This window comes from Streptacidiphilus sp. ASG 303, assembly GCF_020991365.1.
Taxonomy (GTDB): domain Bacteria; phylum Actinomycetota; class Actinomycetes; order Streptomycetales; family Streptomycetaceae; genus Peterkaempfera.
In genome coordinates, this window is the sequence record NZ_JAJLRA010000041.1 from 23,137 (window position 1) to 36,317 (window position 13,181).

10 protein-coding genes are annotated in these 13,181 nt (G+C 74.1%); 9 read left to right on the plus strand and 1 reads right to left on the minus strand.

Going from position 1 to position 13,181, the window contains the following annotated elements; all coding sequences use genetic code 11:
• Nucleotides 1–140 precede the first annotated feature (140 nt).
• From eccD to LO771_RS28380, 6 genes are all read left to right on the plus strand, one after another.
• Nucleotides 141–1,616: a type VII secretion integral membrane protein EccD gene (eccD, locus tag LO771_RS28355; protein WP_230747747.1), complete on the plus strand. Its 1,476-nt coding sequence runs from the start codon at nucleotides 141–143 to the stop codon at nucleotides 1,614–1,616.
• Between the two features lie 250 nt (nucleotides 1,617–1,866).
• Complete coding sequence (rpsO, locus tag LO771_RS28360; RefSeq protein WP_230747748.1) at nucleotides 1,867–2,157, plus strand: 30S ribosomal protein S15; 291 nt, start codon at nucleotides 1,867–1,869, stop codon at nucleotides 2,155–2,157.
• Nucleotides 2,158–2,600: 443 nt separating this feature from the next.
• Nucleotides 2,601–4,805 carry a polyribonucleotide nucleotidyltransferase gene (locus tag LO771_RS28365; protein WP_230747749.1) on the plus strand — a complete coding sequence of 735 codons (2,205 nt, stop codon included), beginning with the start codon at nucleotides 2,601–2,603 and terminating at the stop codon, nucleotides 4,803–4,805.
• A gap of 204 nt (nucleotides 4,806–5,009) precedes the next feature.
• The gene (locus LO771_RS28370) at nucleotides 5,010–6,368 is read left to right on the plus strand and encodes a pitrilysin family protein (RefSeq protein ID WP_230747750.1); all 1,359 of its coding nucleotides are present in this window, start codon (nucleotides 5,010–5,012) and stop codon (nucleotides 6,366–6,368) included.
• Nucleotides 6,369–6,463: 95 nt separating this feature from the next.
• A complete protein-coding gene (gene dapB, locus LO771_RS28375) occupies nucleotides 6,464–7,219 on the plus strand; it encodes a 4-hydroxy-tetrahydrodipicolinate reductase (protein ID WP_230747751.1) in 756 nt (251 codons plus the stop codon).
• A gap of 6 nt (nucleotides 7,220–7,225) precedes the next feature.
• The gene (locus tag LO771_RS28380) at nucleotides 7,226–7,687 is read left to right on the plus strand and encodes a tetratricopeptide repeat protein (RefSeq protein ID WP_230747752.1); all 462 of its coding nucleotides are present in this window, start codon (nucleotides 7,226–7,228) and stop codon (nucleotides 7,685–7,687) included.
• A gap of 131 nt (nucleotides 7,688–7,818) precedes the next feature.
• On the opposite strand, the gene LO771_RS28385 is transcribed toward LO771_RS28380, so the two are convergent.
• Nucleotides 7,819–8,442: a GNAT family N-acetyltransferase gene (locus LO771_RS28385; RefSeq protein WP_230747753.1), complete on the minus strand. Its 624-nt coding sequence runs from the start codon at nucleotides 8,440–8,442 to the stop codon at nucleotides 7,819–7,821.
• A 379-nt stretch (nucleotides 8,443–8,821) separates the two neighbouring features.
• Here LO771_RS28385 and thyX point away from each other — a divergent pair, with 379 nt between their 5' ends.
• The 3 genes from thyX to LO771_RS28400 all read left to right on the plus strand — a co-directional run bounded on the left by thyX (nucleotide 8,822) and on the right by LO771_RS28400 (nucleotide 12,697).
• Nucleotides 8,822–9,553: an FAD-dependent thymidylate synthase gene (gene thyX / locus LO771_RS28390; protein ID WP_230747754.1), complete on the plus strand. Its 732-nt coding sequence runs from the start codon at nucleotides 8,822–8,824 to the stop codon at nucleotides 9,551–9,553.
• 338 nt (nucleotides 9,554–9,891) lie between these two features.
• A complete protein-coding gene (dapA, locus tag LO771_RS28395; protein ID WP_230747755.1) occupies nucleotides 9,892–10,791 on the plus strand; it encodes a 4-hydroxy-tetrahydrodipicolinate synthase in 900 nt (299 codons plus the stop codon).
• A 220-nt stretch (nucleotides 10,792–11,011) separates the two neighbouring features.
• Complete coding sequence (locus tag LO771_RS28400) at nucleotides 11,012–12,697, plus strand: ribonuclease J (RefSeq protein WP_230747756.1); 1,686 nt, start codon at nucleotides 11,012–11,014, stop codon at nucleotides 12,695–12,697.
• Nucleotides 12,698–13,181: the final 484 nt, after the last annotated feature.

Sequence of the window (13,181 nt, forward strand, 5' to 3'; positions counted from 1 at the left end):
GCCCGGCGGCGTTCGGTAGGGTGTCCGCGCGCCGGTCCTGCCGGGATGCGGGCATCCCCGGGCGGGGCGGGCGCGAGGGGCAGACGGGGGCCGCCGCGCCGCCGCGCCCGCATCCGTCCACACAACAAGGGGGAGAACCGGTGAGCGCCAGCGCAACGACCGGATTCTGCCGGGTCACCGTCGTCGCACCGGACAGCCGGGTCGACGTCGCGCTCCCGGAGGACGTACCGCTCGCCGACGTCTACCCGGAGGTGCTGCGGCTCTCCGGCCAGACGCAGCCCGAGGGGACGCCGACCGGCTTCCACCTGGTGCGCCGCGACGGCACCGTCCTGGACAGCGGGCTCCCGCTGGCCGCCCAGCAGGTGCGCGACGGCGACCTGCTGTCGCTGCGCCCGTTCGCCGAGTCGCTGCCCCCGGCCGTCTACGACGACGTCGCCGACGCCGTCGCGACCGCCGTCGAGGCCGACCGCCGCTTCTGGGGCCCCGAGCTGATGCGGGTCTCCGGCCTGGTCGGCGCGGTGCTGCTGCTGACCCTCATGGGCTTCGCCCTGTGGTTCTCCGACCTCCGGCACGACATGCACAGCCTCCCCGGCATCCTCGCCGGGGTCACCGCCGTCGTGCTGACCGCCCTCGCCGGCGTCCGCGCCCGCGTCTACGACGACCACGGCGCCGCCCTCGCCCTCGGCCTCGCCGCCCTGCCGCACGCGCTCATCGCCGGATCCGGCGTCCTGCCGGTCGCGCACCCCGGCGCCCTGGTGGGCGGCGGCCCCGGCCGGCTGCAGTTCCTGGTCGGGTGCGTCACCGTCCTCGTGGTCGCGGTCCTCCTGGTGGGCCTGCTGCCGGAGAAGGACTCGGTCTTCGTCGGCGCCGCCTTCGTGGCCGCCGCCGGCGCCCTGGCCACCTTCGCCGCCGTCCTCGCGGAGGGCACCTCCGCGAGCTCCATCGCCGCCGTCACCGGCACCGCCGCGGTCGCCGTCACCGGCTTCCTGCCCGGCCTCTCGGCCCGCTTCGCCCGCCTGCCCGTCGGCTTCCACGCCCCCGGCCAGACCCGCGGCCGCGAGCGGTCCGCCGGCCAGGCCGACCCCGCCGCCGACCGCGAGGCCGTGGAGTACGAGCGGATCGCCGCCCAGGCCCGGCGCGGCCACGAGGTCCTCGTCGGACTGGTCGGCGGCGCCGCCGCCGTGGTCGTGGGCGCCGGGGCCGTCCTCGGCTTCAGCGACCGCACCTGGCCCGAGGTGCTGGCCCTGGTGCTGGGCGTCGCCACCATGCTGCGCGCCCGCCTCTTCCGCTACTCGGCACAGGTCTTCTGCCTGGTCGTGGCGGGTCTGGCCACCCTGGGCCTGCTGATCCTGGGCCTGTCGCTGCACACCCCGGAGTTCATCCTCTCGGTGCACGCCGGGCCGGAGGCCGACATCCGCACCGTCTGGCTCTCCGCGGCCGTCGCCGCCGGCGCCGCCGTCCTGGTGGCCGTCGCGCTGGTCGTCCCGCGCCTCGGCGTCTCCCCCTTCTGGGGCCGCATCCTGGACCTGGTGGACGGCCTGGTGCTGGTCGCACTGGTGCCGGTCACCCTCGCGGTGCTGGACGTCTACGCCACCGTCCGGGGCCTCACCAGCTGAACCGGCCGGGGCCCCGGCGGCCGCGCCGCAATCCCTGCGGCCGCGCCGGGACCCCCGCGGCCCCCTCGCGACCCGCCGTCCGTGCCCGCCGACCGCCCGGTCGGCGGGCACTGGTACGCTTGGTCACCGACCGTCGCCGCAGCCTGCCCGCACCCGGGCACCGCCGCCGAGGACGGTCCCCCGAGCCGAGTCCACCGAGGTCCTGTGGTGAAGACCAGGACCACTCGGCTGATCACACGAAGGAGTTGCCGTGGCCCTCGACGCCGCCGTCAAGAAGCAGATCATGGCCGAGTTCGGCACCAAGGAGGGCGACACCGGCTCCCCCGAGGTCCAGGTCGCGATGCTGACCCGCCGGATCAGCGACCTGACCGAGCACCTCAAGACCCACAAGCACGACCACCACTCCCGCCGGGGCCTGCTGCTCCTGGTCGGCCAGCGCCGCCGCCTGCTGCAGTACCTGGCCAAGAAGGACATCGAGCGCTTCCGTACGCTCGTCGACCGCCTCGGCATCCGCCGCGGTGCCGCCGGCGGCGCCCGCTAGCACCCCGCCCGGGGGCGGCCTCCCGTCACGGGAGGCCGCCCCCGTCGCGCATTCCGGGCCCCCGCCCCTCGGGGCGGGGCCCGGGACGGCGCGCCGCACCCCGCCGGTATCCCCGTCCCGCAAGCGCGCGGAGGACCCGGTTTGTAGGGTGTGGATTTACAGGGTGGAGGGAACGCCCGTGGTGACGGCGCCGCACGGCAGCGGCGCCGACGGGCACACCCGACACCGCGCGGGCCGCAGGCCTCAAACGGAGGCCGCCCGCACCCAGGGGAGCGTCCACCACGCGACCGCCGACTCGGTGCCAGGAGGCGCCGGTCCTCGGTAGTGGCCGCCGGGCAGCAGCCCGGAGGCTTCGATCGAAGACCGGCCCGGCCGGGGCCGTACCGGACCACCGCGCAGGGGCGCTCCACCAGGGACGTACGCAGACAGAGGAGATCTTCCTGGTGGAAGAGAACGTGCACTACGCCGAGGCCGTCATCGACAACGGCGCCTTCGGCACCCGTACCATCCGCTTCGAGACGGGCCGCCTGGCCCGCCAGGCCGCCGGCTCCGCCGTGGCCTACCTGGACGACGAGACCATGGTCCTGTCGGCCACCACCGCCTCGAAGCAGCCCAAGGAGCACTTCGACTTCTTCCCGCTCACGGTGGACGTCGAGGAGCGGATGTACGCGGCCGGGCGCATCCCCGGCTCGTTCTTCCGGCGCGAGGGCCGCCCCTCCGAGGACGCGATCCTCACCTGCCGCCTGATCGACCGCCCGCTGCGCCCGTCCTTCGTCAAGGGCCTGCGCAACGAGATCCAGGTCGTCTGCACCGTCATGGCGCTGGACCCGACCCACCTGTACGACGTGGTCGCCATCAACGCCGCCTCCGCCTCCACCCAGCTGGCGGGCCTGCCCTTCTCCGGTCCGATCGGCGGCGTCCGCGTCGCGCTGATCAAGGGCCAGTGGGTGGCCTTCCCGACCCACCCGGAGCTGGAGGAGGCCGTGTTCGACATGGTCGTCGCCGGCCGGGTGCTGGAGGACGGCGACGTCGCGATCATGATGGTCGAGGCCGAGGCCACCGACAAGACCATCGCCCTGGTCGAGGGCGGCGCCGAGGCCCCCACCGAGGAGGTCGTCGCCGCCGGCCTGGAGGCCGCCAAGCCCTTCATCAAGGTGCTCTGCAAGGCCCAGTCCGACCTGGCCGCCCGCGCCGCCAAGCCGACCGGCGAGTTCCCGCTCTTCCCGGACTACCAGGACGACGTCCTGGAGGCGCTCACCGCCGCCGTCCGCGACGAGCTGGCCCAGGCGCTCACCATCGCCGGCAAGCAGGCCCGCGAGGCCGAGCTGGACCGCGTCAAGGCGCTCGCCGCCGAGAAGCTCCTCCCGGAGTTCGAGGGCCGCGAGAAGGAGATCTCCGCCGCGTACCGCGCGCTGACCAAGAAGCTGGTCCGCGAGCGCGTCATCAAGGAGAAGGTCCGCATCGACGGCCGCGGTGTCACCGACATCCGCACCCTGGCCGCCGAGGTCGAGGCCATCCCGCGCGTCCACGGCTCCGCCCTCTTCGAGCGCGGCGAGACCCAGATCCTCGGCGTCACCACGCTGAACATGCTCCGCATGGAGCAGCAGCTGGACACCCTGGCGCCCGAGACCCGCAAGCGCTACATGCACAACTACAACTTCCCGCCGTACTCCGTGGGCGAGACCGGCCGCGTGGGCTCCCCCAAGCGCCGCGAGATCGGCCACGGCGCGCTGGCCGAGCGGGCGATCCTGCCCGTGCTGCCGAGCCGCGAGGACTTCCCCTACGCGATCCGCCAGGTCTCCGAGGCGCTGGGCTCCAACGGCTCCACCTCGATGGGCTCGGTCTGCGCCTCCACCATGTCGCTGCTGAACGCCGGTGTGCCGCTCAAGGCCCCCGTCGCCGGCATCGCCATGGGCCTGATCTCCCAGGAGATCGGCGGCGAGACCCACTACGTGACGCTGACCGACATCCTCGGCGCCGAGGACGCGTTCGGCGACATGGACTTCAAGGTCGCCGGCACCCGGAAGTTCGTCACCGCCCTGCAGCTCGACACCAAGCTCGACGGCATCCCCGCCTCGGTCCTGGCCGCCGCGCTCAAGCAGGCCCGCGACGCCCGCCTCCACATCCTGGACGTGATGAGCGAGGCCATCGACACTCCTGACGAGATGTCGCCGAACGCGCCGCGCATCATCACCATCAAGATCCCGGTGGACAAGATCGGCGAGGTCATCGGCCCCAAGGGCAAGATGATCAACCAGATCCAGGAGGACACCGGCGCGGACATCACCATCGAGGACGACGGCACCATCTACATCGGTGCGGTCGACGGCCCCTCGGCGGAGGCCGCCCGCACGACGATCAACCAGATCGCCAACCCGACCATGCCGGAGGTCGGCGAGCGCTACCTGGGCACCGTGGTCAAGACCACGACCTTCGGCGCCTTCGTCTCGCTCATGCCGGGCAAGGACGGCCTGCTGCACATCTCGCAGCTGCGCAAGCTCTCCGGCGGCAAGCGCGTCGAGAACGTCGAGGACGTCGTCCAGGTCGGCGCCAAGGTCCAGGTCGAGATCGCCGAGATCGACCCGCGCGGCAAGCTCTCCCTCATCCCCGTGATCGAGGGCGAGGACGACGAGGCCGCCGGCTCCTGACCCGGGCGGTCACGGGCGCAGCCCCACCACGGCCCGCCCCTCCCGTTCCTCGGGAGGGGCGGGCCGCACCCTGTGCCTCACCCGGCCCCGGCCCCCCGGAACCGCGCCCCGCCCCGCGGCGCGGCATCCTGTACAGCACCACCCCGTGCCGCCGCGCCCGCACCGCGGCCGCACACCCCGCACCCTGCCCCAGGAGGTCCCACCGTGGCTCAGGTCCCGGCGGCGCAGCAGCAGCCCGGCACGACCCGCACCCTGCTCAAGGGGGTGGACGGCGCGGGCACCGTACGCCGCACCGTGCTCCACGGCGGTCTGCGCATCGTCACCGAGACGCTGCCGACGGTGCGCTCCGCCACCTTCGGCATCTGGGCCGGCGTGGGCTCGCGCGACGAGACCCCCGCCCTCAACGGCGCCACGCACTACCTGGAGCACCTGCTCTTCAAGGGCACCGAGCGCCGCAGCGCCCTCGACATCTCCTCCGCGCTCGACGCGGTCGGCGGCGAGATGAACGCCTTCACCGCCAAGGAGAACACCTGCTACTACGCGCGGGTGCTCGACACCGACCTGCCGCTCGCCACCGACGTCGTCTGCGACATGGTCACCGGCTCCCTGATCCGCCCCGAGGACGTCGACGCCGAGCGCGGCGTCATCCTCGAGGAGATCGCCATGACGGAGGACGACCCGGGCGACGTGGTCCACGACCTGTTCTCGCAGGTCATGTACGGGGACTCGCCGCTCGGCCGGCCCGTGCTCGGCACCGTCGACACCATCAACGCCCTCACCCGCGACCAGATCGCGGGCTTCTACCGCCGCCGCTACCAGTCCGAGAACCTCGTCGTCGCCGCGGCGGGCAACGTCGACCACGCGCAGCTCGTCCACCAGGTCCAGCAGGCCTTCGAGACCGCCGGCGCCCTCGGCCGCGAGGACGCCCGCCCGGCCGAGCCCCGCGGCGGCAGCCGCGCCCTGCGCACCGCGGGGCGCACCGAGATCCTCAACAGGCCCACCGAGCAGGCCCACCTCGTCCTCGGCCTGCCCGGCGTCTCCCGCCACGACGACCGCCGCTGGGCCCTCGGCGTCCTCAACGCCGCCCTCGGCGGCGGCATGAGCTCCCGCCTCTTCCAGGAGGTCCGCGAGAAGCGGGGCCTGGCCTACTCCGTCTACTCGTACTCCTCCTCCTACGCCGACAGCGGCCTCTTCGGCATCTACGCCGGCTGCCAGCCCAAGCGCGTCGAGGAGGTGCTGAAGATCTGCCGCGAGGAGCTGGACCGCGTCGCCGAGCACGGCATCACCGACGACGAGCTGCGCCGCTCCGTCGGCCAGATCTCCGGCTCCACCGTCCTCGGCATGGAGGACACCGGATCCCTGATGAACCGGATCGGCAAGGCGGAGCTCTGCTACGGCACCCACCTGTCGGTCGACGAGCTGCTGGGGAAGATCCGCGCGGTGACCGTGGACGACGTGCGCGAGGTCGCCCGCGACGTGCTCGGCGCCCACCGTCCCTCCCTCGCCGTCATCGGCCCGGTCGGGGACAAGCGGGCCGCCCGCCTCACCGGCGTCGTCGCCTGAGCGGGCCCGCGTCCCCGTCCGGCCCGCCTCCTCCGGCCCGGCACCGCCCGGCCCGGCACCTCTCCAGCACCGCCCCCGCGAAAGGAACCGCCCTCATGACCGCGCCGCTGCGAGTGGCTGTCATCGGAGCCAGGGGCCGCATCGGCTCCGAGGCGTGCCGGGCCGTCGAGGCCGCCCCCGACATGGAGCTGGTGGCCGCCCTCGGCCGCGGCGACGACCTGGAGGCCCTGGTGGACGCCGGCGCCCAGGTCGCCGTCGAGCTCACCCACCCCGACGCCGTCATGGCCAACCTGGAGTTCTGCACCGCCCGCGGCATCCACGGCGTCGTCGGCACCACCGGATGGACCGAGGAGCGCCTGGCCGCCCTCCGCGGCTGGCTCGACGCCTCGCCCGCGACCGGCGTGCTCATCGCGCCCAACTTCTCCATCGGCGCCGTCCTCACCATGCGGTTCGCCCAGCAGGCCGCCCGCTTCTTCGAGTCCGTCGAGGTCGTCGAGTTCCACCACGACCGCAAGGCCGACGCCCCCAGCGGCACCGCCACCCGCACCGCGCAGCTCATCGCCGCCGCCCGCGAGCAGGCCGGCCGCCCCCGCCAGCAGGACCCCACCACCCACGGCCTGGAGGGCGCCCGCGGCGCCGACGTCGACGGCGTGCCCGTCCACGCCGTCCGGCTGCGCGGCCTCCTCGCCCACCAGGAGGTCCTCCTCGGCGACACCGGCGAGACCCTGACAATCCGTCACGACTCGCTGCACCACAGCTGCTTCATGCCCGGCATCCTGCTCGGCGTCCGCAGGGTCGCCTCCGCCCCCGGCCTCACCTTCGGCCTCGAGCACTTCCTCGACCTGGACTGACCCGCCATGAAGTCCCGCACCGGATTCACCCTGCTCGCCGCCGTCATGCTCCTCGCCTGCGCCCTGGTGGTCTTCGAGGGCCTCCAGCTCATCGCCACCGGCAAGCCGGCCGGCATCGGCATCGGCGTCTGCGCCCTCGTCATCCCCGCGATCGGCGTCTGGTTCCTCTGGAACACCGTCCGCTTCGGCCGCCGCAGCGAGGCCCTGGCCCGCGAGCTGGAGGCCGAGGGCGGCCTGCCCGTCGACGAGCTGGAGCGCACCCCGGGCGGCCGCATCGACCGGGCCTCCGCCGACGCCGTCTTCGCGCGCCGCCGCGCCGAGGCGGAGGCCGCCCCGGACGACTGGCGCGTCTGGTTCCGCCTCGCCGTCGCCTACGCCGACGCCGGGGACGTCCCCCGCGCCCGCAAGGCCATGCAGCGCGCCATCCGCCTCCACGGCGGCCACGCCCCCGCCGCCGGACGGACCTGACGGGCCCCGGCCGCCCGGCCGCTCCCGGCCGGGACCGGTGCCGCCCCCGCCCCCGCGGCCGGTGACGGGCCCGGGCGGTGTACGGAGCCCGTACGCCGCCCGGGCCCGCCCGTCCCCGCGGCCGGGAGGCCTCAGCAGGCGATCCGCGCCGCCCCCGGCCCCCCGGCCCGCCGCACGCCCGCGCCGCCCGGCCGGGAGGCCGGCACCGCCTGACCCGCCTCCCGGGGAGCGGGCAGCACCGGGGCCCCGTACTGCAGCTCCGGCAGCCGGGCCCCGCCCAGCCGCAGCAGGGTCCGCGAACCGGTCGGCCGCAGCCCGTGCCGCTCGTAGAACGCCCGCGCCCGCATGTTGTCCTCCAGCACCCACAGCACCGTCGACGGGTAGCCGTCCGCCGCCAGCCGCCGCCGCGCCTCCTCCAGCAGCAGCGACCCCACCCCCGTCGACCACACCTCCGGGTGCGCGTACAGGGCGTGCAGCTCGCCCGGCCGCACCCCCTCCGCGGGCAGCGGCAGCGTCGCCCGCGCCGCCCCGCACACCGCGAACGCCACCACCCGGCCGCCCCGCTCCGCCACCAGGTGGTGCCGGTCCGCAGGACGCTCCCGGAAGTGCCGCAGCGCCCGGGTCAGGGCCTCCGGCCCGTCGTCCATCGCGCCCAGGTACGCGGGCGGCACGATCCCCCGGTACGCCGCCCGCCACCCCGCCGTGCGCACCCGCAGCACGTCCGCCATGTCCTCCGGGCGGGTGTCCCGGACCACGGCCGGAGTGTGCGCCCCCGCCCTTTGTGCCGCCGCCCCCTGCCCTGCCGCTTCCTGCCCTGCCGCTTCCTGCGCTGTCGCTTCCTGCGCTGTCGCTTCCTGCGCTGTCGCTTCCTGCGCTGTCGCTTCCTGCGCTGCCGTCCCCTGCGCGGTCATCCCTGTCCCCTCCTCGGCCCGACGGCCCGTGCAGCCGGGCCTCCGCACCGTGCCTGCCGCCACCGTGCGCACGAGGATACGAACCGCGGGCCCTCCCGGTTCGCCGACCCGCGCGAACCGCGCGCCGCGCTCCCCCCGGGCCTGCCGAGTCGGCGCGGGAGGCCCCGGGGGCGCGGGATACGCTGGCCACCGCCGTGCACCCCGCCCCGAGGAGGACCCGCCCGTGACCGACGCAGCAGCCCAGCCCCGCTTCCGCGACGACGTGACCGTCGAGCTGGTGCGCCACGCCGCCCGCGACAGCGACGTGCTCTGGGCCGCCCGGGTCTCCACGGCCGGGGAGCAGTCCCTGGAGGAGCTGCAGAAGGACCCCGAGCGCTCCCGGGGCCTCATCAACTACCTCATGCGCGACCGCCACGGCACGCCCTTCGAGCACAACTCCATGACCTTCTTCGTCAGCGCGCCGATCTTCGTCTTCCGCGAGTTCCACCGGCACCGGAGCGGATGGTCGTACAACGAGGAGAGCGGCCGCTACCGCGAGCTGCAGCCGGTCTTCTACGTGCCCGGCGCCGGGCGGAGGCTGGTCCAGCAGGGACGCCCGGGCAAGTACGAGTTCGCCGAGGGCACCGCCGAGCAGTACGGGACGGTCACCGCCGCCATGGAGGACTCCTACCGGCGCTCGTACGAGGCCTACCGCGAGATGCTCGACGCCGGCGTCGCCCGCGAGGTCGCCCGCGCCGTCCTGCCCGTGGGCCTGTTCAGCTCCATGTACGCCACCTGCAACGCCCGCTCCCTCATGCACTTCCTGTCGCTGCGCACCAAGGACGAGCGGGCCAAGGTGCCCTCCTTCCCGCAGCGCGAGATCGAGATGGTCGCCGAGCTCATGGAGCAGCAGTGGGCCGGGCTGATGCCGCTCACCCACGAGGCGTTCAACGCCCACGGCCGCGTCGCCCCCTGAGCGGACCGGGCCGGTACGGCCGGACCCGCGCACCGGCCCGGGGGCACGCCGGTCCGCACCCGGTCGGCCACGTCCGGATTGCGGCCCCTCCTCCCCGTACCTAGGCTCAAGTCACGGATTCCGGTGCCGGCTGAACCCCCGAGCAGACGGCACCGGAATCCCTGCGCACGGCGGGTTCCCCCGGAGATCCTGCGGCCCCGGCCGCGGTCCCGTGCAGGACCCTCCCGCCCCCGCCCCGCGGGACCGCCCCCGGCGCAGTCCCCCGCCCGGCCCCGGCGGGGCCCCGGCGGCCACCCGCGCCGGGCGCACCCAGGTCCGCTACGAGTAGCGTTGGATCCATGGCTCCGACCTCCACCCCTGAGACCCCCTTCGGCCGGGTCCTGACCGCGATGGTGACCCCGTTCGCCGCCGACGGCTCCCTCGACCTCGACGGCGCGCAGCGCCTCGCCTCCCACCTCGTCGACGCGGGCAACGACGGCCTCGTCGTCAACGGCACCACCGGCGAGTCCCCGACCACCGGCGACGCCGAGAAGGCCGACCTGGTCCGCGCGGTCGTGGAGGCCGTCGGCGACCGGGCCCACGTGGTCGCGGGCGTCGGCACCAACGACACCCGCCACACCGCCGAGCTGGCCCGCCAGGCGGAGGCCGCCGGCGCCCACGGCCTGCTGGTCGTGACCCCGTACTACAGCAAGCCGCCGCAGGAGGGGCTGGTCCGCCACTTCACGGAGGTCGCCGACGCCACCGGCCTGCCGGTCATGCTGTACGACATCCCCGGCCGCTCCGGCACCGCCATCGGCCACGAGACCCTGGTGCGCCTCGGCGAGCACCCGCGGATCGTCGCCAACAAGGACGCCAAGGGCGACCTCGGTGCCGCGAGCTGGGCCATCGCCCGCAGCGGCCTCGCCTGGTACTCCGGCGACGACATGCTCAACCTGCCGCTGCTCTCCGTGGGCGCCGTCGGCTTCGTCAGCGTCGTGAGCCACCTCGTCACCCCCGAGCTGCGGGCCATGCTGGACGCCTTCCTCGCCGGCGACCACGCGAAGGCCGCCGCCGTCCACCAGGGCCTGCTCCCCGTCTTCACCGGCATGTTCCGCACCCAGGGCGTCATCACCGCCAAGGCCGCCCTCGGCCTGCGGGGACTCCCCGCCGGCCCGCTGCGTCTGCCGCTGGTCGGGGCCACCGACGCGGAGGTCGAGCAGCTCAGGAAGGATCTCGCCGACGGCGGGGTACACCTGTAGCCAGGAGCACCGAGGACGTGCGCGCCCCGGCTCGCCGGTTCCCGCCGGACACCCCGGCGGGAACCGCCGCAGGACCGGAGACGGACGCGAGGCACCGCCCCCAGACCCACCCGCCCCGCCCGAGGGTGGACGACCACCGAAGGAACGACGACACGCGCGCCATGTGCAGCCCGGGGACGAACCCGCGGCCGCGCGTGGCGCGCGCCGTGAGGAGAGACTTTTGAGCCATCCGCATCCGGAACTCGGCCCGCCGCCGGAGCTGCCCGAGGGCGCGCTGCGCGTGACCCCCCTCGGCGGCCTCGGGGAGATCGGCCGCAACATGACCGTCTTCGAGTACGGCGGCCGCCTGCTCATCGTCGACTGCGGCGTGCTCTTCCCCGAGGACGAGCAGCCCGGCATCGACCTGATCCTCCCGGACTTCACCACGATCCGGGACCGCCTCGACGCCGTGGACGGCATCGTCCTCACCCACGGCCACGAGGACCACATCGGCGCCGTCCCCTACCTCCTGCGGGAGAAGCCGGACATCCCGCTGATCGGCTCCAAGCTGACCCTCGCCCTGATCGAGGCCAAGCTCGCCGAGCACCGCATCCGGCCGTACACCCTGGAGGTCAAGGAGGGGCAGCGCGAGCGCATCGGCCCCTTCGACTGCGAGTTCATCGCGGTCAACCACTCCATCCCGGACGCCCTCGCGGTGGCCCTGCGCACCCCGGCGGGCATGGCCGTGTGCACGGGCGACTTCAAGATGGACCAGCTGCCGCTGGACGGCCGCCTCACCGACCTGCCGGCCTTCGCCCGGCTCGGCGAGGAGGGCATCGACCTGCTGCTGGTGGACTCCACCAACGCCGAGGTCCCCGGCTTCATCCCCCACGAGCGGGACATCCTGCCCGTGCTGCGGCAGGTCTTCGACAAGGCGGAGCGCCGCATCATCGTGGCCAGTTTCGCCAGCCACGTGCACCGCATCCAGCAGGTGCTCGACGCCGCGCACGAGTTCGGCCGCAAGGTGGCCTTCGTCGGCCGCTCCATGGTCCGGAACATGGGCATCGCCCGCGACCTCGGCTACCTGCGGGTGCCGGGCGGGCTGGTCGTCGACGTCAAGGCCCTCAACGACCTCCCCGACGAGGACGTGGTGCTGGTCTGCACCGGGTCGCAGGGCGAGCCGATGGCCGCCCTCTCCCGGATGGCCAACCGCGACCACCAGATCCGCATCGTCGAAGGCGACACGGTGGTCCTGGCCTCGTCGCTCATCCCGGGCAACGAGAACGCCGTCTACCGGGTGATCAACGGCCTCACCCGCTGGGGCGCCAACGTCGTCCACAAGGGCAACGCCAAGGTGCACGTCTCCGGCCACGCCTCGGCCGGCGAGCTGCTCTACTTCTTCAACCTCTGCAAGCCGCGCAACCTGATGCCGGTCCACGGCGAGTGGCGCCACCTGCGGGCCGCGGCCGACCTGGGCCGCGCCACGGGCGTCCCGAAGGACCGGGTGGTCATCGCCGAGGACGGCGTGGTCGTCGACCTGGTCGACGGCGTCGCCCGGATCTCCGGCAAGGTCCAGGCCGGGTACGTGTACGTGGACGGCTCGTCGGTCGGCGACGTCACCGAGACCTCCCTCAAGGACCGCCGCATCCTCGGTGACGAGGGCATCGTCTCGGTCTTCGTCGTGGTGGACTCCACCACGGGCAAGGTCGTCGGCGGCCCCCACCTCCAGGCGCGCGGGTCCGGGATCGACGACGCGGCGTTCGCGCCGGCGATGGCCAAGGTCGAGGAGGCGCTGGCCCGTGCGGCCCAGGACGGGGTGGCCGAGCCCCGGCAGCTCCAGCAGCTCATCCGGCGCGCGATCGGCAGGTGGGTGTCCGACACCTACCGCCGCCGCCCGATGATCCTGCCGGTCGTGGTCGAGGTCTGACCTGCGGCAACGGGAGAGGGCCGGTCCCGGGGTGACTCCGGCGTGACCCCGGGACCGGCCCTCTCCGCGTCCCGCCGCCGTCGGCGCCGACTCGGCGCTTGACAGCCTCCGGGACGGCTACTAAAGTTCTTCGAGCTGCCTGTAGAGGGAACCGGGCGCGCGGGATGCGCGGCCGTCCTCCGGGGAGCCAACCCAGTGACAGGAACACCGTTTCGAAGCAATTCGAACCGGATGATTGTCGCGGGCCGGAAGGCGAAAATGACTCGCAGAGCGATCTGATAGAGTCGGAAAGCGCCGGAAGGCGAAAGCAGGAAAACGCAGGAACCCCGCCGGCGGGGGTCAGCGAAGCGGAGAGAGACACTCCGCGGGTCTGATAAGCTGGAGACACGGAAGAACGAAGCGCCCGGAGGGGCCCGCAGGGGCCGCGAAGGAAGCGTCCGTTCCTTGAGAACTCAACAGCGTGCCAAAAGTCAACGCCAGATAT

Coding starts and splice junctions, on each gene's coding strand:
- dapB (WP_230747751.1), top strand. CDS start 6,464: ATGACCGCGCCGCTGCGAGTGGCTGTCATCGGAGCCAGGGGCCGCATC.
- LO771_RS28380 (WP_230747752.1), top strand. CDS start 7,226: ATGAAGTCCCGCACCGGATTCACCCTGCTCGCCGCCGTCATGCTCCTC.
- dapA (WP_230747755.1), top strand. CDS start 9,892: ATGGCTCCGACCTCCACCCCTGAGACCCCCTTCGGCCGGGTCCTGACC.